This is a genomic window from Ureibacillus terrenus (genome assembly GCF_006569205.1).
In the GTDB taxonomy this organism is placed as follows: Bacteria; Bacillota; Bacilli; order Bacillales_A; family Planococcaceae; genus Ureibacillus; species Ureibacillus terrenus.
Genome location: NZ_VIGD01000011.1, coordinates 72,003 through 92,861 on the forward strand (window position 1 = coordinate 72,003; position 20,859 = coordinate 92,861).

Genomic DNA, 20,859 nt, shown 5'->3' on the forward strand with positions numbered 1-20,859 from the left:
GATTCCTCCTTTGTGTTCTTTTGCGTCACAGGAATGTCATCTTCCTTGATATTGCGGCTGCCTTTTTTCCTGGAAAGCCACCAGCCCTTCCATGCGGTCTTCGGTGTGGAGCAGTTCGTTGTATGCCAATTCCTCGATTTTCAGCCCCGTGGTTAAATCCGTTTCAATACCTTTGTTGATGGCCACCTTTGCTTGGATCAAAGATAACGGCGCATTTTTCGCAATCTCCAATGCCAATTCCGTCGCTTTCTCCAACAGCTGCTCTTTATCATACACCGCATTGACAAGATTGATTTCCAGAGCTTCATTGGCAGAAATTCTTCGGGCGGTAAAAATCAATTCTTTTGCTTTGCCGACGCCAATCAGGCGAGGAAGCCTTTGCGTCCCGCCCGCTCCCGGGATAATTCCGAGAGACACTTCCGTCAATCCCATTTTCGCTTCCGTGCTGGCCACGCGGATGTCGCAGGCCAAAGCAAGCTCCAATCCTCCGCCAAAGGCCACACCGTTCATCACGGCTATGACCGGTTGCGGCAACGCTTCGACCTGGTTCACCGTGCTGCCGATAAGGCGGACCGTTTCCCGCACCTGCTGTTCATTCATCGTTTTCCGCTCTTTTAAATCCGCGCCGGCACAGAAGGCTTTTTCCCCGCTGCCGGTGATTAAAACGACACGGATATCCCGGTTTTTGGCGACGTCGTTTAACGTTTCATTGAGTTCCTTCAATAATTGAAGGGATAATGCATTCGCCGCTTCCGGACGGTTCAGGGTGATTAAACCGATGCCTTTTTCGATTTCCTTAAACTGTACGAGCGTTGTCAATGTTCGCGCTCCTTTCGTTTCTGGCAATTACCATCTGTTTGGATGGCAATTTCTTGCCGAGTTTTTCTTCGATGAAGAAAGCCGCTTCAATCAATGCTTGCGGATTCAAACCGGTGTCAATGTTCATGCCTGTGAGCAGATAGTTCAAATCTTCCGTGGAAACGTTGCCGGACGCGCCTTTTGCATAAGGGCATCCTCCAAGGCCTCCTAACGAACTGTCGAAAGCCGTGATGCCCATTTCCAAGGATTTCAGCACATTGGCAAGGGCCGTTCCTCTTGTATCGTGGAAATGCATTGCAAACAGTCGAGGCGGAAAATGCTTCAGCAATGTTTCAAGCAATCTTTCCACTTGAGTCGGAACGCCGACGCCGATTGTGTCACCCAATGAAATTTCGTATACGCCCATTTCCGCAAGGCGGTCAACGACTTTCAGCACCTGTTCAGGCTCCACCGGCCCATCATAAGGGCAGGCAATGACCGTCGATACATAGCCGCGCACTTTCAGATTCGCTTTTTTCGCTTCATCCACCACTTCTTTTAATACAGGAAACGTCTCATCAATCGTTTTATTAATGTTTTTTTGGTTATGGCCTTCACTGGCGGACATGAAGACGCTGATTTCATCAACTTGGCAGTTCAGCGCCCGCTCAAGTCCGCGGATATTCGGCACAAGGGCAGCGTAAGTCACGCCGGGTTTCCGCCTGATGGATTTCAGCACCTGTTCGCTGTCCGCCAATTGGGGAATCCACTTCGGATGAACGAAGGAGGATACTTCGATGTAGGATAAACCGGTTTGATTCAACAAGTTGATCCAATCGACTTTGTCTTTTGTTTCGATAAAGTTTGGCTCGTTCTGCAAACCGTCCCTTGGACCGACTTCTTTGATGGTCACTTTGGCTGGAAGTTTCATCCTTTTCCCCCTATTCGATTTCGATAATATCGTCATCCAAGTTGATAAAATCGCCTTCTTGCACAAAAATTTTCTTGACAGTTCCGGAAGTTTCCGCCACAATCGGAATTTCCATTTTCATGGATTCCAAAATAACCACATCTTGTCCCGCTTCCACTTGCTCTCCTTCTGATACAACGATTTTCCAAACTGTTCCTGCCATATTTGCTTTCACTATTGTTGACATCATGATCATCCCTCCGAAAATATTTTGAAAAAACTGGTATTCAAATTGTAATTAACTGGGGAAAATGCGGTTGGTGTGCCCTGCTTGTGCGATGCTCTTCACTCATGCATAAGCTTTGTCACTTTCCACAGAAACAAACCTGCACAAACCATCCGCATCCTTCCCCGTTGAATTATTTCGTCACCTGAACTTCGGGCAAGTAATATCGCTCCACAAAGCTGGTTGTAATATTTCCTTTAATAAATTGTTCGTGACTCGCAATTTTCAATAGCATCGGAATGTTGGTTTTGATTCCTTCAACTTTATATAACTTCAATGCTTCCACAAGACGCTTGACCGCTTCTTCCCGAGTTTTTCCATGGACAATCAGCTTCCCGATCATCGGATCATAGAATGGCGTCACTTGCGCCCCCGATTCCACTGCGCAATCATTGCGGACGCCTTCGCCTTCAGGCAATTGCAGAGAACCGATTACGCCAGGGGAAGGATAAAACGTCACCGGATCTTCCGCATAGATGCGCGCTTCAATGGCATGTCCATTTATTTTCAACGATTCGCGGGCAATTTCGAGCGGAAGCCCTTGGGCAATCCGGATTTGCTGCTCCACCAGATCGATTCCCGTGATTTCCTCCGTCACCGGATGCTCCACTTGCAAGCGGGTATTCATTTCCAGGAAGTAAAAATTCTCCTTGTCATCCACCAAAAACTCGAATGTTCCCGCATTTGTGTATCCAATATATTTTGCCGCGCGGACGGCCGCTTCCAGCATTTTTTCCCGCGTCGCATCCGAAATCGTCGGCGATGGCGCTTCTTCGATCACCTTCTGGTTCCGGCGCTGGATCGAACATTCCCGTTCAAACAGCGGCACGACATTGCCATGGGCATCCGCCAGGATTTGCACTTCCACATGGTGCGGGTTTTCGATATATTTTTCGATATACATCGTGCCGTCACCGAAATAAGATTGAGCGCGTTTTTTATTGCCTTCGAAGGCTTTCGCCAATTCTTCCTGGTTGTGAATCCGCTGCATGCCGATGCCGCCGCCACCGCTGGACGCTTTCAGCATAAGCGGATAGCCGATTTGCTCCGCCTCTTTCAACGCTTCTTCCACACTTTCGATGACGACATTGACGCCTTCAATAATCGGCACACCCGCCTCCTTCATTTTGATGCGGGCTTCAAGCTTGCTGCCCATTGCCGCAATGACGTCCGGTTTGGGCCCGATAAACACGATTCCTTCTTCTTCGCAGCGTTTCGCAAAATTCGGATTTTCGGAAAGCAATCCGTAGCCCGGATGGATTGCTTCCGCATTCGCTTTTTTCGCCGTTTCAATGATTTTGTCGATATTTAAATAGCTCAAGGCGACGGGAGGCTTGCCAATTTCGTATGCCTCATCGGCTTCGCGGACGAACAGGGAATCCTTGTCCGCTTCCGAATACACTGCGACTGTCTGAATGTTCAATCTTTTGCAGGTGCGGATAATTCTTCTTGCAATCTCGCCGCGATTGGCAATCAATATTTTTTTAAACATCGGCGCTGTTCCCCTTCCTGTCATGTAAGAGATGTGCTGTCACTTCATCTCATTTATGCACAAGTTTTGATGTAAATTGTTCTTTCAACTTATATTTCTGGATTTTTCCTGATGCCGTCATAGGATACTTGTCAACGAAGAAAATGTATTTCGGGATTTTATGTTTCGAAATTTTGCCTTCACAAAACTCCCGGATTTCTTCTTCCGTCGCAGTTTCACCCTGCTTCAGGATGATAAAGGCGGCCACTTCTTCCCCGTATTTCTCATCCGGAACACCAACGATCTGCACATCGTAAATTTTCGGGTTTTTATATAAGAACTCCTCGATTTCACGAGGGTAAATGTTCTCCCCTCCCCGGATGATCATATCTTTCAGGCGGCCGGTAATGCGCACATAGCCGTTTTCATCCATTGTGGCAAGGTCTCCCGTATGCAGCCAGCCGTCCTCGTCGATGGCTTCTTTTGTCGCATCCGGATTATTGTAATAGCCTTTCATTACATGATAGCCCCTCGTGCAAAGCTCGCCTTGCGTATTCGGCGGCACTTCCTCGCCCGTTTTCGGGTCGATGATTTTCACTTCCACATTCGGCAATGCCCGTCCAACCGTGCTCACTTTCAACTCGAATGGATCATCTGTGCGCGTTTGCGTAATCACTGGCGAAGACTCTGTCTGTCCATAGCAGATGGTAATATCCTTCATGTTCATTTTGTGGATGACTTTCTTCATCAATTCTTCCGGACAGTTGGACCCCGCCATGACGCCGGTGCGCAATGAAGATAAATCGAATTCATCGAAGTTCGGCAGGTTCAATTCGCTGATGAACATTGTCGGTACGCCGTGCAGCGCGGTGCACTTTTCTTTTTCCACCGTTTTCAGCACTTCCACCGGATTGTATTCCTGGATCGGCACCATTGTTCCGCCCGCGGAAACGATGGCCATCGTACCGATGACGCAGCCGAAGCAATGGAAGAACGGAACAGGAATGCAGAGCCGGTCCTCAGGTGTCAATTTCATGCATTCCGCAATATTAATGCCGTTATTGACTATATTGAAATGTGTCAGCATGACACCTTTCGGGAATCCCGTCGTTCCGGATGTATATTGCAAATTAATGACATCGTTATAATGCAATGAAGCTTTTCGCTTCTCCAATTCTTCATCTGAAACTTGGTCCGCCAATTGGATGACGTCATTCCAGTTATAAACCCCGTCATATTGGCTGTCACCGATGAGAATGACATTTTTCAGCATCGGTAAACGTTTTGATTTCAGTTCGCCCGGCCTGGAATTCTTTAGTTCAGGGCAAATTTCATAAAGCGTATCGATATAGCGGTGATCTTTATATTGTTCAATCAGGACGAGCGTCTGGGAATCGGACTGTTTCAATAAATATTCCAACTCCGCGGCCCGGTAATTCGTATTGACCGTCACAAGCGGCGCGCCCATTTTGCCTGTCGCAAATTGCAGAGCGACCCATTCAGGAACGTTGGATGTCCAAACAGCGATGTGGTCTCCTTTTTCGATGCCAAGGGCGATCAGCGCTTTTGCCACTTGATCGGACCATTCATTGAATTCCTTATACGTTAGTCGCAAATCTCGGTCTGAATAAACAACCGCTTCCTTATCCGGATATTTTTCCGCCTGCTCCTCCAACAACTGACCAATTGTTTTGTAAACTAAATCTGCCATCCCATTCCTCCTTCGAAATTTATTAGCAACCGATTAAACGGGATATCACAAGTCGTTGAACTTCCGAAGTGCCTTCGCCAATTTCCATCAGTTTGATGTCGCGCAAATGTCTTTCCACATCGTAGTCTTTCATGTATCCATAGCCGCCGTGGATTTGAAGGGCCTGATTGCACACCCTGAATCCCATTTCCGATGCGAAAAGTTTTGCGAAAGCCGCTTCTTTGCTGAACGGTTTTTTGTTGTCTTTCAACCATGCCGCTTTGTACACCATGTTGCGTGCCAATTCGATTTCCATCGCCATATCGGCCAATTTGAACTGGATGGCCTGGAATTTTGAAATCGGCTGTCCGAATTGATATCTTTCTTTGGCATATTGCAACGCCTTTTCATAAGCGGCTTGCGCAATCCCTACCGAAAGGGCCGCGATGGAAATCCGCCCTCCGTCCAATGTATGCAGGAACTGGCTATAACCCCGCTTTGGATCGCCCAATATATTTTCTTTTGGGACACGGACATTTTCCAAAACAATTTCGCATGTATTGGAAGCGCGGACGCCCAATTTGTCGTAGTCGCAGCGGATTGTTACGCCAGGCGCATCTGTCGGAACGATGAAGGAAGTAATGATCTTTTTGCCGTCTTCCCTTTCACCTGTTACCGCTGTTACAATGATTTGTCTCGCATAGCCGGCGTTCGTGATGAAGCACTTTTCCCCATTGATGACATATTCATCGCCGTCGAGTACCGCTTTCGTTCTGGTGCCGCCTGCGTCAGATCCGGCATTCGGTTCCGTCAAGCCGAAAGATCCGAGCGCTTCCCCTTTGGCCATCGGAACGAGCCATTTTTGTTTTTGTTCTTCCGTTCCGAAATAATAGATCGGCGATGCCCCCAAACTGATGGCCGCGGCGTAACTGAGCCCTGTACCGCCGCAAGCTTTTCCGATCTCCTCTACGGCGATGGCATAGGAGATGGTGTCGCCGCCGGAGCCACCGTACTCTTCCGGAAACGGAATGCCCAATAAGCCAAGTTCACCCATTTTTTTGAATGTTTCGATTGGGAATCTGGATTGCTGATCATTTTCTCTGGCGTACGGTTTAATTTCCTTTTCTGCAAAATCTCTTACCATTTCTTGAATCATCAATTGTTCCTTCGTTAATTCAAAGTCCATGAACATTTCCCCCCACTTGACAAAAACCGACTAGTCGGTTTGTATTTTCGCTTGTGCTTCTATAATTTGCTTTAAATTATGTGCTTCGGAATATCCTTGCGGTGTGACGATCGATCTGAAAATCATATCTTTGAAAATTGCCGCGATTTCTTCTATCGTCAGTGGCCCTTCCTGCTTGTACCACTTATACGTCCAATTCACCATACCGATGATCGACATAGTGACAATGTTTGCTGGCAATTCTTTCCGGAAATCGCCGCTTTCCTGGCCTTCAATAATGACAGTTTCCAGCAATTTTCGGAAACGGTCCCGTTTCTCATTGATAATTTCCTTGAATTCATCATGCAGGTAGGTGCTTTCCTCATAAAACACCGTAATATGCGGCTTGTATAAATCAAAAACTTTTATAAACGAATCCAGGATGGCGGCCAATCTTGCCACAGGCGTCCTATTCTCTCCATAAGATTCTTCCGCTTTTTTATTGACGTAGGAAATGAAAACATCGTGGATTTCATATAAAAGTTCATCTTTTGATCTATAATTGTGGTAGAATCCGCCTTTGGACGTGCCAGCTTCAGCCACAATTTCGTCCACTGTAACTCCGTGGTACCCATGTTGCTGGAATAGTTGAATCGATGTTTCCAAGATCCGTTCTTTCAATGTTTTTTTCATTATTTACCGCCTTTCGGTAATCGACATTGAAACACACTATTAGAAATATATTTATTTTTCTAGCATTTTATGACTAAATCAATTAAATTTTTCTATCAAAAATCCAGTTACCATTCTACGAGATTTGGAGAGACGATATAGTCCGCTTCCGTTTTGCTTTTCAGTTCTTCCAATGTGATATCCTTTGATTTTTCTATCAGCACCATGCCTTCATCGGTAAAATCGAATACGGCAAGTTCCGTAATCAGGCGGTCCACCACGCCCTGCCCTGTCAGCGGAAGCGTGCATTCCTTCCGGACTTTCGGTTCCCCTTTTTTGGACAAATGCTCCATGATGACCACTACGCGTTTGGCCCCATGCACCAAATCCATCGCGCCGCCCATGCCTTTGACCAACTTGCCCGGAATCATCCAGTTGGCCAAATCGCCTTTTTCGGATACTTCCATCCCCCCTAAAATAGCCAAATCCAAATGTCCGCCGCGGATCATCGCAAAAGATTCGGCACTATCGAAAAATGCGGCTCCTTTGACGGCTGTCACCGTCTCTTTCCCGGCATTGATCAAATCCGGATCCACTTCCGATTCCGTCGGATAAGGGCCGATGCCAAGCAAACCATTTTCCGACTGCAACATTACCTGGTAGTCTTTTGGTATTTCATTGGCCACGAGCGTCGGCATCCCGATTCCCAGGTTCACGTACATGCCGTCCCGGATTTCCTGCACCGCCCGTTTCACAATCCTCTCCCGATTTGTGAGAGCCATCAGCGTAGAACCTCCTCTTTTCTTGTCGTCAATTTTTCAATGCGCTTTTCATAGCGTTCTCCCACTAAAATGCGTTGAACATAGATGCTTGGCGTGTGGATTTCATCCGGGTCGAGCTCTCCGACTTCCACCAGCTCTTCCACTTCCGCAATCGTGATTTTTCCGGCCATCGCCGCCAATGGATTAAAGTTTCTTGCCGTTTTGCGGTAAACCAAATTTCCAAGTTTGTCTCCTTTCCAAGCTTTTACAAAGGCAAAATCCCCGACAATGGCCCGCTCTTCGATGTACGTCTTGCCGTCGAACACTTTTGTCGGCTTTCCTTCCGCAATCGGCGTACCGACACCTGTTGCCGTATAGAATGCGGGAATCCCCGCGCCCCCCGCGCGAATCCGTTCCGCAAGCGTGCCTTGAGGAGTCAGCTCAACTTCTATTTCGCCATTTAAAAATTGCTGTTCAAAGGTTTTATTTTCACCGACATAGGAAGCGATGATTTTTTTGATTTGCTTATTCTTCAGCAAAAGACCGAGTCCCCAGTCGTCCACTCCGCAGTTGTTGCTGACAACGGTCAAATTTTTCGTGCCTTTTCTTAAAATGGCTTCAATCGCTTTTTCCGGAATACCGCATAAACCGAATCCCCCGACGATAATCGTATCGCCATCTTTCAAATCGGAAATGGCATCTTCGAAGGAAGAAAAGACCTTTGACATCTTGCACTCCTCCTTGTCTATTAAGCAATAACTGTCCCACTATATTTATAGATATGAGGGGGGAAAAGGATTTATACTTCATTTCGGGCGGCGGCGAATTATATTTTAAGCGACAAAATTCTCGGAAAATCATATTTTTTGTTCTTTATAACAGATTTTCCGACATAACACTTATTACCCGTTTTCAGAAGTTTAAACACATCATAAAGGCGATAATTGAAAAAAAGCCGTCTGGAAGGCCGATGCTCTCCGGACGCCGATTGATTTCTATTGTGAGGAAAAGATATTTTTTATATTGGTATCGGGAATGATTGCAGCTTATTTAGCCGTCTGGCAAATTGAACCGACATTTCCAAAAAAAAAAAAAAAAGCTGCCCTACATTTTTGGACAGCCCTTATTTATTCGGAAAGTTTACGGGCAAGCCGTCAGATTTGATGCCACAAGCCCAATGGAGATTTTCAGGAACAAGCCAGATAACCGGCCAGCTTATTTCCTTTCGTAGACAACGTATTGATACGTGTAGCCTTCCTTCGTTTCGTACACTTCACTTTTGGATATCACTTTCCATTCATCCCCGTATTCCGGGAAATAAGTATCACCGACAAATTCGTGGTCGATGTGCGTCACATACAACCGGTCGGCAAGGGGAAGGGCCAGCTTGAAAATTTGTTCTCCGCCAATCACCATAATTTCCCCGGCATTGCCCGCAAGCCTCAATGCCTCATCCAGACTGGACGCCACTTCGATTCCATCATGATGGTATCCTTTGTTTCTTGTAATCACAATATTTCTTCTGCCGGGCAAAGGCCGCCCGATGGATTCAAAGGTTTTTCTTCCCATGATGATCGGCTTGCCCATTGTCGTTTCTTTAAAATATTTCAGATCGCCCGGCAAATGCCAAGGCATTTCGTTTTTATATCCAATGACGCGATTTTTGTCGTGAGCAACAATTAATGAAATCATCATCAATCTCTCCTTGGTCCATGTTGCCTTAAACCGCTACAGGCGCCTTGATTGTCGGATGCGGATCGTAGCCTTCAATCGACAAATCATCCAGTTCGATATCAAAGACGGATTTTTTCTCCGGATTGATTTTTAAAGTCGGAAGCGGGCGCGGTTTACGGGAAAGCTGTTCCTTCACCTGGTTCAAATGATTCAAATAAATATGCGTATCGCCGAAACTGTGAATGAATTCTCCGGCTTCAAGTCCGCATTCACGGGCAATCAAATGCGTCAACAAGGCGTATGACGCAATGTTGAACGGCACGCCCAAAAAAACGTCCGCACTGCGCTGATAAAGCTGGCATGAAAGCTTTCCTTCCGCCACATAGAATTGGAACAGCGTATGGCATGGCGGCAAAGCCATATCCTCCACTTCCGCCGGATTCCAGGCGGAAACAATTAAGCGGCGGGAATTCGGATTCCGTTTAATTTGTTCAATCACATTTTTCAACTGGTCAATCGTTTCGCCGTTAACGCCCGGCCAGCTTCTCCATTGCTTGCCGTAGACCGGCCCCAGGTCACCGTATTTTTCCGCAAAGGCATCATCGGTCAGCACTTTTTCGTGGAAAATTTTCATTTGCTCGTCCACGATTTTGGCAAATTCTTCGTCCTGTGCCGCGCGAAGACCGAAGTCTGTCATATCCGGTCCGTCGTACTCCTCGGATTCCACCCATTTTTTGAACGCCCACTCGTCCCAAATATGGTTGTTATGTTCGAGCAAATAACGGATATTCGTATCCCCTTTAATGAACCACAACAATTCGCTCGCCACGAGTTTGAAAGGAATGCGTTTAGTGGTAAGCAGAGGGAACCCCTTGCTCAAATCGAAACGCATCTGATAGCCGAAAATGCTGATGGTACCCGTTCCCGTTCTGTCCTCTTTCTTCACTCCATGGTCTAAAATGTATCGCAATAAATCCAAATAGGCATATTCCGGATGGCGCATATCCATACTCTCCCGTCTTATGTAAATTGATCTAATTGTATTATGGAATAATGATGAAATAAAATTTATCAATTCCTTATGAATAAAAAATCAACTTTTATCATATCATAATCATAAACTTTATTTCTAACATGAACTTTCAAAGAACAGAAACCGCAATTATAACAAATTATCGTACATAAAACAGAATATCAAGGCGATATCGGGCAACAAACTTCTATTTTCCGAATATTTAGTATAAACTATAAATAACCAGACTGAGCGGGAGGGATCAAAATGGCGGAAGTTTCAATCGGCATCGGATTAATATTATACGTAATCTACTTAACAAGCTTATGTTTTACAGATTAATGCAAAAAGCTGATTCATATCCCGAATCAGCTTTTTTATTTCATGATTTTTTATTCCCGCAACCCATGAAGCCGCTTCCGGCAAAAAGCGAATCATCCTTTCGCCCGCAGGGAATTGCAAACGATTAAAGAAAAAAGAAGCACCCTCAAGGGAGAGTGCCTTTAAATAGGGTCTGCGACTGTGAAATCTTTTTCGTAGAACGGATTATATTCAATATCATAGTATTCTGTTACTTCGTTTAAATTGTAAATTCCTCCTGGATAATTTTTTCTTTCAAGTCCTTCGATTTTGTTTCTGAGCGAGTCGAGGAAGTACTGGCCTACCGCAACCGATCTGGCATATTTTTGTTCCACGTCGTCCACGAAAGCGTCATTCAAAATCCGGTTAAAGGAATAATACTGGAATGCGTTCGTAATATATAACTTGTTGTCCTCCTGGGCATAGGCAACATAATAGTTTCCCAAATCATCCACAATCAGATCTCTGGCAACCAAAATTTCCATCATTCTTCCTCCTTCCGTTCATATGTTACTATTTATTTTCGACAAAAAGGATCAAAACCCTTTCATTTAATTTGAAAATTTTTTGACTTTTTCAAACTTTTAAACTATTATAAAAGTTATTGCGGAATAAAAATTTATTGGAATATAATGGATATAAAACGATTAAAAAGATGAATTCGGGTGATAAAGTGGAATATTGGAGATTGGCCGAAAATCCCGCAGGATCGACTTACAGGCGGTTAATGAAAGTATTATGCGACCATTCGGATCTGTTCTATTTTGTGACAAGAAAAGAATTGAAGTATGACAAAGAAGTCATTGAACAATTTCGTCCTTATATGAAGGAAACCTATAAAACTAAAAAATGGGCAAATACCATTACAAAAGGCCCGGCCGCGACGGTATATGTGATAGAAGCGAATAAAGACACCTGCAAATTGCTGCAACAATTATCGGATAATTTATACGGCTGGGTGGCTCCCCGATTGCCGGAAGACTTGACCTTTATCAAAAACAATTTTGCCTGGTTCACATGCACGACGCACGAAGAATTTGGGGAATTTTCGTTCCGTTCCGACCATTGCAAAAGTTTGATTCAGCAAATCGAAGGGCTGAAAATCGAAAAGGTGGACTGATTGGCAAACGGCTTGCCGGAGGACAAAAAAAGTGAAGCTGGAACTTAAATCCTGCTTCACTTTTTTTACTTGGCCGGCTTTTTGTATGTCATTGCGCGCTGGCTGTCGGAAAACCCTTTTGTCGTCGGATCCGGGATCATGTTGATGGCATTGACAATAGCGAGGCCGATCAAAAACGGGTTCGACAAGAATTTAACCAACAAATCCCAAAGGGCCGGCCAACTGTTCAAATCCTCGAACTGTATGCCAAGATATGCCAGAACCGGAATCAGCAAAGCCCCGACAAAGCGGACGATAAACGCTAAATTATGCCTGCTGAATCTGACTCTCCAATTGATTTTCAAATAACTTCCCCATTTCTTTTCAACTTTTTACTTCACTTTATTAAATTTTCGCCTTATTTATGAAGGGTATTTGTCCATTTGGGGAGTTGTTATTTCCGGACTGTTTATTAACAATGGCCGCCCATCTTTAATCGCCAATATTGACCCCCTTCACCCATGACTTTACGACAGCCATTTCGGAGGGGTGTTTTTGGAATAATAAATATCTCCGATGGTATAGTGCGACTCGTAATCATCTTCATAAGTGTGATAGTGGAAATTATAATAATAGCCTTCCTGTGGCCGCTTTTCGGTGCGAACATGGAAGCGCAGCAAATCTTTGCCCGTTCTTCCATCAGCGATGTGGAATATTTTTTCCGAATAATTTCCGCCGGGTTTTTCGGTGATTGTCAAGTACTGTTTGGCTTGATCGTCCAAACGATCCAGCTTGGAGGCGATGATCTGCGCCATCGCCGGGAAAATTCTTTCTTCGAATTCGTCTTCGATGACCGGACCAATTTTTGAACCGAATTTTATGTAGGATTGTTCATGCGCAAGCCGGATAATCGAACCAATCGGATCATCAGCTGCAAGTCCCTCTTCGGAAGGGGCCTCTCCAACTGTCTCTTCCTGGACATCTATATTGTTATAATCGGAACTTGTTGTCCGGTTCGAATCTTGTCCATTTTCTAATTGTTCCCAGATGGAATGGCTTGGAGGAATGAACCCTAATGTAATCAGGGCAACCAAAAATACAAGAGATTGTTTCAGCCACTTTTTCAATCTCATCACTCGCTTATACGAATCTATTAATACTATCTACAAAATTTCGACAAAAAGGTTTCATAATTTGTTTTTTCATAGTAAAATATCTAAGGAATTGACCATTGTGTTCTATGTCAAGGAGGGAAAAATATGGCCTCAGTCACTATTGGAATCGGATTCATTCTTTATTTAGCATACTTGGTATCATTCTGTTTCGCAGAATAAAAAGCTGCTTTTATGCGGCTTTTTATTTTTTCTTTAACGCGCTGCCTCCATCTCCGGCAGCGCTTTTTATTTTCTTCCAGCCATCAGCTCCCCAAGATTCTCCGCCAGTTCCTCAGCGAGTTCTCCCGCATGATTCATCGATTCTTCCAATGAAGTCGGACCTTTGCAAATGGAAAATGCCGCAAGGAGCCCCATTTTCTTAATTTCTTGACGGGAACAATCGATGCTGCCGCAGATGGCGATGACGGGCACCGAACAAGAATTGGCCAAGTCGCAGATCCCTTTGATGACTTTCCCGCTGAAGGTTTGCCGGTCAAGCCTGCCCTCGCCTGTAATGACAAAATCCATCTCCGGAAGCAGCTCTTTTAATTTCGCATTTTCCAATATGATTTCAATCCCCGGCCTGATTTCCGTTTCAAATAAAGCAAGGAACGAAACAGGGATTCCCCCAGCGGCACCGGCTCCAGGGCGATTTTTTAACTCCTTTTGAAACTGCTTTTCCAGCACCGCGCCATAATGGGATAAAATGTTATCGATTCCCTGCAGATCTTTCTTGGCAATCCCCTTTTGCGGCCCAAAAACATACGTCGCCCCATTCCTTCCGCAGAGCGGATTATTGACATCCGTTGCCAAAATAAACTTGCAATCAAAAAGCCGCGAATCCATCCTGCTTATATCCAGAGAAGCGATTTTCCGAATGTCTGCCAATGAATCAATCCGGACCGGATTTCCATCCGCATCGAGAAAAACCACGCCCAGTTCAAGCAGCATGCCGATTCCCGCATCATTGGTGGCGCTGCCTCCGAGGCCGATGATAAACGTTCGCAATCCCTTGTCCAGGCCATGCAAAACGAAATCCCCCACACCATAACTGAAGGATTGATACGGATTTCGTTCATTTTCCGAAACAAGCGTCAGACCCGTGCTTTTCGCCATTTCGATGAATGCCGTTTGCCTCGTCGGGTCAAACGCCATTTCCGCCCTGATTATCCGTCCCAAAGGGTCTTTTACATTGACGGACTCCATTTGCAGCGGTTTGGAAACGCAAATGCTTTCCAGAAAACCTTCCCCTCCGTCGGATATCGGCACTTCCACCACTTCAGCTTCCGCCACTTTTTCAATACCGTGCCTGATTGCCCGGCATAGTTCCCTCGATGAAAGGGAGCCTTTGAAAGAATCCGGAGCTATTAAAATTTTCATATTCTCACCTTTCATTCATTTTCGTAACAGGTGTAATCGGAGCTTTTCCCGACAACACGTTGGCGATATTGTTCGCCGCAAGCTCCGCCATTTTCGTACGCGTTTCATAAGTGGCGCTTCCGATATGCGGAAGCAAAATGACGTTGTCCAATTCGGTCATCCCTTCCACAATCTCGGGTTCATGTTCATAAACATCCAGCGCCGCGCCGGCAATCTTTCCGGCTTTCAAATGCTCGTATAATGCCTGTTCATCGATCAGCGGTCCTCGGGATGTGTTGATCAAATAGGCATCCTTTTTCATTAAATTCAATTCATCCCTGCCAATCAAATGATAGGAATCCTCGTTTAACGGCGCATGAATGGTGATGTAGTCGCACTCCCGGAGCAGGCTTTCCAAATCCATATATCGCGCGTTCAGCGCCTCTTCCTTTTCGTTCGGCAGACGGCGCCGGTTATAATAGTACACTTCCATATGAAACCCTTTTGCCCGCTCGCAAACGGCCGTGCCAATCCGTCCCATTCCGATAATGCCAAGCTTTTTGCCGTACACCATATTGCCGATGAACAAATGCGGCAGCCAGCCTTTAAACTTTCCTTCCCTTACAAACTTGTCCGCTTCAACAATCCTTCTCGCAATCCCGAGGATCAATGCCCAAGTCAGATCTGCCGTGGCATCGTTCAGCACATCCGGGGTGTTGGTCACGATGACGCCGTGCTTTTCCGCGGATTCGATATCGATATTGTTATAGCCGACACCGCAATTGCCGATAATTTTCAGATTCGACGCCCGGCTGATCATATCATCGGTCACAAAATTGTTTACCATTGTCAGAACCGCATCTTTATCTTTCATTTTTTCAAAAAGCGCATCGCCGTTGAGCGTTTCTTCACTCTCCCACACTTCCACTTCTCCGACAGATTTTAATAGATCCAATGCCGATTCGCTGATTTTGCTCGTTACAAAAATCTTGGCCATGATATCACTCCTCCCTATAAATATTCTTTATTCCCATTGATTTTCCTTTTGTCTTAGGCGAAACTTTTTCGCGGCACGGTTCGTATAAATAGGCAACATCTACAAATAATGCAAGTTAAAAACGAATAGGGGAATGACCGTTGGAAACAAAGGAGCAATTGCTGGCATATTTGAAAGAAATCGAAACTTGGGAAAAGCGACAAAAAGGGTTATTTTTTTGGGAAAAACTTGGAAGGCTCCCTTTTAAATTGTTGGACAAAGTGACGCCGAAATGGATCCAAAAGAAAATCGCGGAACTGGTGGATGAACTGGGGAGCTACATCCAGACAGGCGGAAAGTATTTGGTCAATGAATTGGCCACCATCGATAAAATCAATAAATTGTCTTCATATCAAAATATCCACAGTTTAGAAAAAATTCGGAATTTGCCGATTGAAGAGATGAAACGGATCACGGAACAGTTTTCAAAAAGCCGGGCGGCATTTGCCACTGTGCAGGGCGCTACAACCGGCGTCGGAGGATTGTTTACACTTGTGGTGGATGTTCCGGTAATTTTGGGGCTTGCCTTGAAAACATTGCAGGAAATTGCCATCATCCATGGTTACGACCCGAATGACAAAAAGGAACGGATCTTCATTGTCAAATGTCTGCAATTCGCCCTTGCCGATATTGTCGGAAAGGAAGCGATTTTGAAAGAGCTTTCGCGAATGGATGAAAAGCCTTCCGGGGACATGATTCAGCAGCTGAAAGGATGGCAGGAAGTGTTTTATTCCTTCCGCGACCAATTTGGATGGAAGAAATTTTTCCAGGCAATACCGGTTGCCGGAATCATTTTCGGAGCCTTTGCGAACCGAAGCATGATGGAAGACATAGCCGAAGCGGGGAGCATGCTTTATCGGAAGAGAAGGGTGAAGGAGAGATTGAAGGCGTCGGGCACGGCGTAGAAATGGAAAACATGTTTAAAGGAGGACTCATTTGAAACCAATTCATTATAAAGACCCGCGTGTCGCAGGATTTTTCGTTCCCGGTGTGGTATTTTTGATTTTGGGTTTTGCAAAAGAATGGTTGTTTTTCCTTATTGGCGCCCTTTTTCTATTTTGGGGGATCAAAGAAAACAACAGGATTTCTTAAAGTTGAATGAAAAAATAAAACCACCAGATGAATCTGGTGGTTTCATTATTTTAACTTTTATGCGGCATCCTTCGCAGCCAATGGTAAAACCTATTGGCGCTCTTTTACCGGGAACCAGCCGGGTCTGGTCATGATTTGTTCCCATAGGCCATCCGGGATCACCAATTCTTCCTGCTGGTCCGGATAGATGCAAGTGGCGATTTCGTCTTCCCGACCTTCCTGTATTTTTTGCACCCACTCCGGATCCACGATCAACTCTCGACCAATCGCAATAAGGGCAACCCCGGTATCCAGCGCTTCCTTCGCGTCATCAGCCGTAATAATGGAACCGACACCAATGAGCGGCACACGGCCACCGATTGTTTCAAGCAAATAGGCAATCCGAGTTTTATTCAAGTCTTCGACGCCATCTCTCGGCGTGGAACGGAAATCGTGCAAGGAAACATGAAGATAATCCAGTCCCTGATCTGCCAGTACATCCACAAAGGCAAGGGTGTCGTCCATGGTAATTCCGGGTCTTTCCGGCTCTTCCGGCGAGAACCGGTATCCGACAATGAACGGGGATTTCGCATATTGGGCAACCACGCTTTTGACTTTCTTGATGATTTCAAGCGGGAAGGTCATCCGTTTTTCGAGCGTGCCTCCATACCGGTCGTCCCGTCGGTTGGAGTGAGGCGAGAAAAATTGATGGATCAAATAGCCGTTCGCCCCATGGATTTCCACGCCATCAAACCCCGCTTCAATCGCGCGGCGGGTCGCTTCTCCAAAGGCCTCGACAAGTTCTTCGATTTCAGGGATGGTCAATGCGCGAGGCGTTTTTGCCCCCGGCCGTTCAGCCGGCACCGCGCTGGCGCTGACAATATCTCCATTCGGCACAAGTTCCGGAGGGCATAATCTTCCGCCGTGGTGAATTTGCAGAATGGCTTTTGCTCCCTGCTCCTGGATCGTTTTTGCCACTTTTCGCAAACCCGGAATCATGTCATCACGGTCGGCGGAAAACTGCCCGTGGAACGCCTTGCCGTTCGCGGCGACATAGGCGCAGGCCGTAATGACCGCGCCGACACCCGAAGATCTCCGGGCGTAGTATTTTAATTCAACTTCCGAAACCGAACCGTCCGGATTGGATGACCAGTGCGTCATTGGAGCAATGACGATGCGGTTTTTCAAAGTTACACCGTTCGGAAATGTAAAAGGGGTGAATAAATCTTTATATTTCTCTTTCATATAATTTCCTCCCAAACAGAATTAACCTTACTTTTACGATACGACTTTATTGGATTTTTTTTCAAATAGATAGCTTACAAAGATTGAGTCAAGTATTTGTGGGCAACTTTTTTAATTGCTATTTTTTGAAAGCGAATTCACTTTTTCAGGGTACTCTCTTGGTAAAAAATTCTTCTTTTTTTTTAAAAACCAGTCAGTGCTTTTAGGGCTTTGTATATGGGAGTATTGGCTTTACCTTTCAAGTATAGGAGATTGTCTCTTGTGGCTTCTCCAACTGTGCTTGTCACCTTTTCAACATAATGTTTCGGAGGATTCTTTTCTCCCTTGGTTTCTGTCCATCTTTCGACTTTCCCAAATAATGTTTTCAATGCCAGATTGTCTAGGAAAGCCACCAATCTAGTAATCATGGCACTTACGCCTTTTTCTACCCAGCTACGTCCATTTTTGAGTCTTTTTGCGAAGACACTCATTGTTCCCTCGGCACTTCCCATTGGACGCATTCCTTTGGTGTCAATACCTTGTTCTTGGAGCCACTTCCGGTAATCCCCGAGGGCTTCAGGATATTTTTCTAGTTGACGAATCAATTGGTCAAGACGTTCTTCCTGATCCTCTGTCTCTAGTGTTCCAACAGCACTGTTTAATTCCGTAAGTAGTTTCTGACTGTCATAGGAAGCTAGTGCCTTTTGCATTTGGCGATAGCGAGGATGCTTACGGAATAAGCTGCGAATATCTCTTGCCACGTGAAAACGGTCAATTGAAAAGAATGCCCTGCCTTTAAAATGGTCTCGACAGGCTGTAATCCATCCGGCACCATCCCCGTTTATTACTAGCTTATGGACAGTTGGGTCATACTCGAAGTTTTCAATGAGAAAATCCTCAAACGCCTCCCAAAATGGCTGGTTCCCACGGTGAATAAAATGGCGTTTGTCTTTCAAACTTACTCGTTTTCCGTTGATTTCCCAGCCCTGATGAACCGCTGCAATTTTTTCTTCCTTGCCCCGTTTTCCTTTTCCTTGACGTTTCACATATAGGCCGTCTACTTCCACGAATAGGACAGGATAGTTTACAGGCTGTCGCTCTTTTGGGATACTTTCAATCTGTAACAGGTGTTGACGTATAGCTTCGTGACTAATCACTCGGTATCCTAAAAGTGTTTCAAGCGTGCGTTCTGCCTTTCGATAGGATGGCCCCGTAATGGCAAGCTCTAGAGCCGCTTCTTCTATCAGCGGACTAAAGGAGCCTGTCCCTTCGAATTCCAAAAAGCGATCAAGCAGATAGACATATTCACCTTTCTCCCTGTCTCGGTAGTAGTTCCGTTTCACCTTTATTTCGCCAAAAAGACTGATAATAGTGGTAGTACGCTTATCGAGTAGACGATAACGCTTTTTATTTCGTTCTTCAGCAATCTGCTTGTCCATGTCCTCTAATAGTGTTTTCATGACCTCTGAGAAGGTTTCCTGTAATTGCCTCCAAACTAATTGCTCAATCTGTTTTAAATTTGGATATACTGTGTTATTCTTTTGCATGAGGGGTTACTCCTTTGTTTGTGATTTAGTTTTGGTTGACTAAGATTCTACCAAGGAGTACCCCTCTTTTTCATGTTATTTGCTTATTAACTACCGCGCTTTTCTTGGTGGCCCCCTCATTTGTTGAGCGTTCTAACGTTCCCTCAACAAATGAGGGGGTTAAATTTTGCCCACAATAATTTTACTCATACGCTTACAAAAATAATGGAAGCATTTCCGAACATGGCAATTTTGTGAAATAAAGGGGGTCACTGCAAAATAAAAAGAGCGAACTGCCCTGTTCGCCCTTTTCAATCGATGCTTCAACGTTTCTCCAATACTCCAAAATGGAACTTCGACGTTAACCGGACCTTCCGCTCAAAACCGAATTCTTCAAAATGGGTGGAGCGGAAATGGGCTTTTAATACAACCCGTTTTTTCGCAACACGATGGGCTTCCCTTACCCATGCTTCCGTCAACGGGTGATGACTGCCCACTTCCCGCAACGATTCGAAATTGACGGACTCCTCAATGGTCCGCTCAAACATCGGATCGAGATAAACCACGTCAAATGCATCATCCGGCTGCCGTTTTAAAAATTCCACAGCCTCGCAATTGATGACCCGAATCCGTTCCATCGCCCCTTTTAACACCGCATCCGCCGTTTCATACTCTTTCAAGCCGCGGCGGACGATATACGCGATGACCGGGTCCACTTCGAGCCCCGTCACCGATCCGCTGTCCCCCACCACATGGGAAGCGATGATCGAATCCGAGCCGATGCCCAATGTACAATCAAGAAACGAGTCGCCCATCTCCAACCCGCAGGCTTCCAAAAAAGGCTCCGTTTCGCCTCTTTGCAGCCGTTTCAAACGAAAAGCCGCCGTATCGGGATGAAAGAAGAAAGGCGCGGAAGATCCTTTCCCATAATACTCCAGCCGGTTTTTCCCGGCGACCATCACATTCGCTTTATAAAGTTCGGAAAGTTTGGCCACAGACCGTTTCTTTCTCGGCACAAATGGCACATGCAAATCATCGCCCACTTGTTTGGCCAACCGGAATGATTCTTCATCCGGCCTTCCGGCTGTGGTGACAATCACTTCGCACATGCTTGCTTCAACACGCCCACAATATGGTCGCGGATTTGTTCCACCGGATAGCCTTCAATTTGTTCTCTCGGTATAAAATATTCCAACTGGCCATCCCGCAAAATGGCAATGGATGGTGAACTTGGCGGAACCTCTTCAAAATAGGAACGCATCGCGGCGGTCGCTTCCCGGTCTTGTCCGGCAAATACCGTCACCAAATTATCAGGTTTGATTTCTTTGATGGCTTCTCTAACAGCCGGCCGCGCGCTTCCGGCTGCACATCCGCATACGGAGTTGATCACGACAAGCGTGATTCCTTTTGTTGTCGCCATAAATTCATGCACTTCATCTTCAGTTGTCAATTCTGTAAAGCCCGCGTCCACCAATTCCTGGCGCATCGGCTGCACAATCGCTTTCATGTATTCTTCGTAAGCGTTCATCCACACGCACCCTTTCTACTATTTTCGTAAACCTAATTATATCAATGTTTTCACTGTTTTCAT

General features: G+C 45.6%; 22 protein-coding genes and 1 pseudogene. 3 read left to right on the top strand and 20 right to left on the bottom strand.

The annotated features are described in order from the left end of the window. Window positions 1-36 precede the first annotated feature (36 nt). The 12 genes and pseudogenes from FKZ59_RS09570 to FKZ59_RS09625 form a co-directional block, all read right to left on the bottom strand. Window positions 37-819: an enoyl-CoA hydratase gene (locus tag FKZ59_RS09570; RefSeq protein ID WP_141602537.1), complete on the bottom strand. Its 783-nt coding sequence runs from the start codon at window positions 817-819 to the stop codon at window positions 37-39. Next, window positions 797-1,729 carry a hydroxymethylglutaryl-CoA lyase gene (locus FKZ59_RS09575; protein ID WP_141602538.1) on the bottom strand — a complete coding sequence of 311 codons (933 nt, stop codon included), beginning with the start codon at window positions 1,727-1,729 and terminating at the stop codon, window positions 797-799. The genes FKZ59_RS09570 and FKZ59_RS09575 overlap by 23 nt, the downstream gene beginning before the upstream one ends. A gap of 10 nt (window positions 1,730-1,739) precedes the next feature. Then, entirely contained in the window at window positions 1,740-1,955 is a 216-nt protein-coding gene (locus FKZ59_RS09580) for an acetyl-CoA carboxylase biotin carboxyl carrier protein subunit (protein WP_141602579.1), read from the bottom strand. A gap of 172 nt (window positions 1,956-2,127) precedes the next feature. After that, entirely contained in the window at window positions 2,128-3,486 is a 1,359-nt protein-coding gene (locus FKZ59_RS09585; protein ID WP_141602539.1) for an acetyl-CoA carboxylase biotin carboxylase subunit, read from the bottom strand. A gap of 49 nt (window positions 3,487-3,535) precedes the next feature. Then, window positions 3,536-5,179: pseudogene (locus FKZ59_RS09590) on the bottom strand (AMP-binding protein); the annotation flags it as partial. Between the two features lie 19 nt (window positions 5,180-5,198). Continuing rightward, entirely contained in the window at window positions 5,199-6,341 is a 1,143-nt protein-coding gene (locus FKZ59_RS09595) for an acyl-CoA dehydrogenase (protein WP_141602541.1), read from the bottom strand. 30 nt (window positions 6,342-6,371) lie between these two features. Continuing rightward, window positions 6,372-7,016, bottom strand: coding sequence for a TetR/AcrR family transcriptional regulator (locus FKZ59_RS09600; RefSeq protein ID WP_141602542.1), 645 nt, complete (start codon window positions 7,014-7,016; stop codon window positions 6,372-6,374). Window positions 7,017-7,120: 104 nt separating this feature from the next. Then, complete coding sequence (locus tag FKZ59_RS09605; protein WP_141602543.1) at window positions 7,121-7,774, bottom strand: CoA transferase subunit B; 654 nt, start codon at window positions 7,772-7,774, stop codon at window positions 7,121-7,123. Further along, window positions 7,774-8,481 carry a CoA transferase subunit A gene (locus tag FKZ59_RS09610; RefSeq protein ID WP_141602544.1) on the bottom strand — a complete coding sequence of 236 codons (708 nt, stop codon included), beginning with the start codon at window positions 8,479-8,481 and terminating at the stop codon, window positions 7,774-7,776. Before FKZ59_RS09610 ends, FKZ59_RS09605 begins: the two co-directional genes overlap by 1 nt. A 487-nt stretch (window positions 8,482-8,968) precedes the next feature. Then, complete coding sequence (gene folA, locus FKZ59_RS09615; protein ID WP_181733249.1) at window positions 8,969-9,448, bottom strand: type 3 dihydrofolate reductase; 480 nt, start codon at window positions 9,446-9,448, stop codon at window positions 8,969-8,971. Between the two features lie 25 nt (window positions 9,449-9,473). Continuing rightward, on the bottom strand, window positions 9,474-10,430 hold the full coding sequence (locus tag FKZ59_RS09620) for a thymidylate synthase (protein WP_141602545.1): 957 nt from the start codon (window positions 10,428-10,430) through the stop codon (window positions 9,474-9,476). A 512-nt stretch (window positions 10,431-10,942) separates the two neighbouring features. Next, window positions 10,943-11,284 (bottom strand): hypothetical protein, encoded by a 342-nt coding sequence (locus FKZ59_RS09625; protein WP_141602546.1) that lies wholly within the window; start codon window positions 11,282-11,284, stop codon window positions 10,943-10,945. 170 nt (window positions 11,285-11,454) lie between these two features. Here FKZ59_RS09625 and FKZ59_RS09630 point away from each other — a divergent pair, with 170 nt between their 5' ends. Continuing rightward, a complete protein-coding gene (locus FKZ59_RS09630; RefSeq protein ID WP_141602547.1) occupies window positions 11,455-11,919 on the top strand; it encodes a hypothetical protein in 465 nt (154 codons plus the stop codon). Between the two features lie 65 nt (window positions 11,920-11,984). Here the strand turns inward: FKZ59_RS09630 and FKZ59_RS09635 are convergent, their stop codons facing one another. From FKZ59_RS09635 to FKZ59_RS09650, 4 genes are all read right to left on the bottom strand, one after another. Continuing rightward, entirely contained in the window at window positions 11,985-12,263 is a 279-nt protein-coding gene (locus FKZ59_RS09635) for a phage holin (RefSeq protein WP_141602548.1), read from the bottom strand. Window positions 12,264-12,425: 162 nt separating this feature from the next. Beyond that, a complete protein-coding gene (locus FKZ59_RS09640) occupies window positions 12,426-13,031 on the bottom strand; it encodes a YpjP family protein (protein WP_328216121.1) in 606 nt (201 codons plus the stop codon). 267 nt (window positions 13,032-13,298) lie between these two features. Continuing rightward, window positions 13,299-14,432, bottom strand: coding sequence for a glycerate kinase (locus FKZ59_RS09645; RefSeq protein ID WP_181733250.1), 1,134 nt, complete (start codon window positions 14,430-14,432; stop codon window positions 13,299-13,301). Between the two features lie 4 nt (window positions 14,433-14,436). Further along, complete coding sequence (locus tag FKZ59_RS09650) at window positions 14,437-15,408, bottom strand: 2-hydroxyacid dehydrogenase (RefSeq protein WP_141602551.1); 972 nt, start codon at window positions 15,406-15,408, stop codon at window positions 14,437-14,439. 140 nt (window positions 15,409-15,548) lie between these two features. On the opposite strand from FKZ59_RS09650, the gene FKZ59_RS09655 reads away from it, so the two are divergent. Both FKZ59_RS09655 and FKZ59_RS14755 read left to right on the top strand, forming a co-directional pair. Further along, window positions 15,549-16,352 (top strand): EcsC family protein, encoded by an 804-nt coding sequence (locus tag FKZ59_RS09655; RefSeq protein WP_141602552.1) that lies wholly within the window; start codon window positions 15,549-15,551, stop codon window positions 16,350-16,352. A 31-nt stretch (window positions 16,353-16,383) separates the two neighbouring features. Then, window positions 16,384-16,539 carry a hypothetical protein gene (locus tag FKZ59_RS14755; protein WP_181733251.1) on the top strand — a complete coding sequence of 52 codons (156 nt, stop codon included), beginning with the start codon at window positions 16,384-16,386 and terminating at the stop codon, window positions 16,537-16,539. 90 nt (window positions 16,540-16,629) lie between these two features. On the opposite strand, the gene FKZ59_RS09660 is transcribed toward FKZ59_RS14755, so the two are convergent. The 4 genes from FKZ59_RS09660 to FKZ59_RS09675 form a co-directional block, all read right to left on the bottom strand. Further along, window positions 16,630-17,763: an NADH-dependent flavin oxidoreductase gene (locus FKZ59_RS09660; protein ID WP_141602553.1), complete on the bottom strand. Its 1,134-nt coding sequence runs from the start codon at window positions 17,761-17,763 to the stop codon at window positions 16,630-16,632. Between the two features lie 182 nt (window positions 17,764-17,945). Continuing rightward, window positions 17,946-19,289, bottom strand: coding sequence for an ISLre2 family transposase (locus FKZ59_RS09665; protein ID WP_141602554.1), 1,344 nt, complete (start codon window positions 19,287-19,289; stop codon window positions 17,946-17,948). A 302-nt stretch (window positions 19,290-19,591) separates the two neighbouring features. Next, a complete protein-coding gene (locus FKZ59_RS09670; protein WP_141602555.1) occupies window positions 19,592-20,377 on the bottom strand; it encodes a class I SAM-dependent methyltransferase in 786 nt (261 codons plus the stop codon). Beyond that, window positions 20,365-20,796, bottom strand: coding sequence for a BrxA/BrxB family bacilliredoxin (locus FKZ59_RS09675; protein WP_141602556.1), 432 nt, complete (start codon window positions 20,794-20,796; stop codon window positions 20,365-20,367). Before FKZ59_RS09675 ends, FKZ59_RS09670 begins: the two co-directional genes overlap by 13 nt. Window positions 20,797-20,859: the final 63 nt, after the last annotated feature.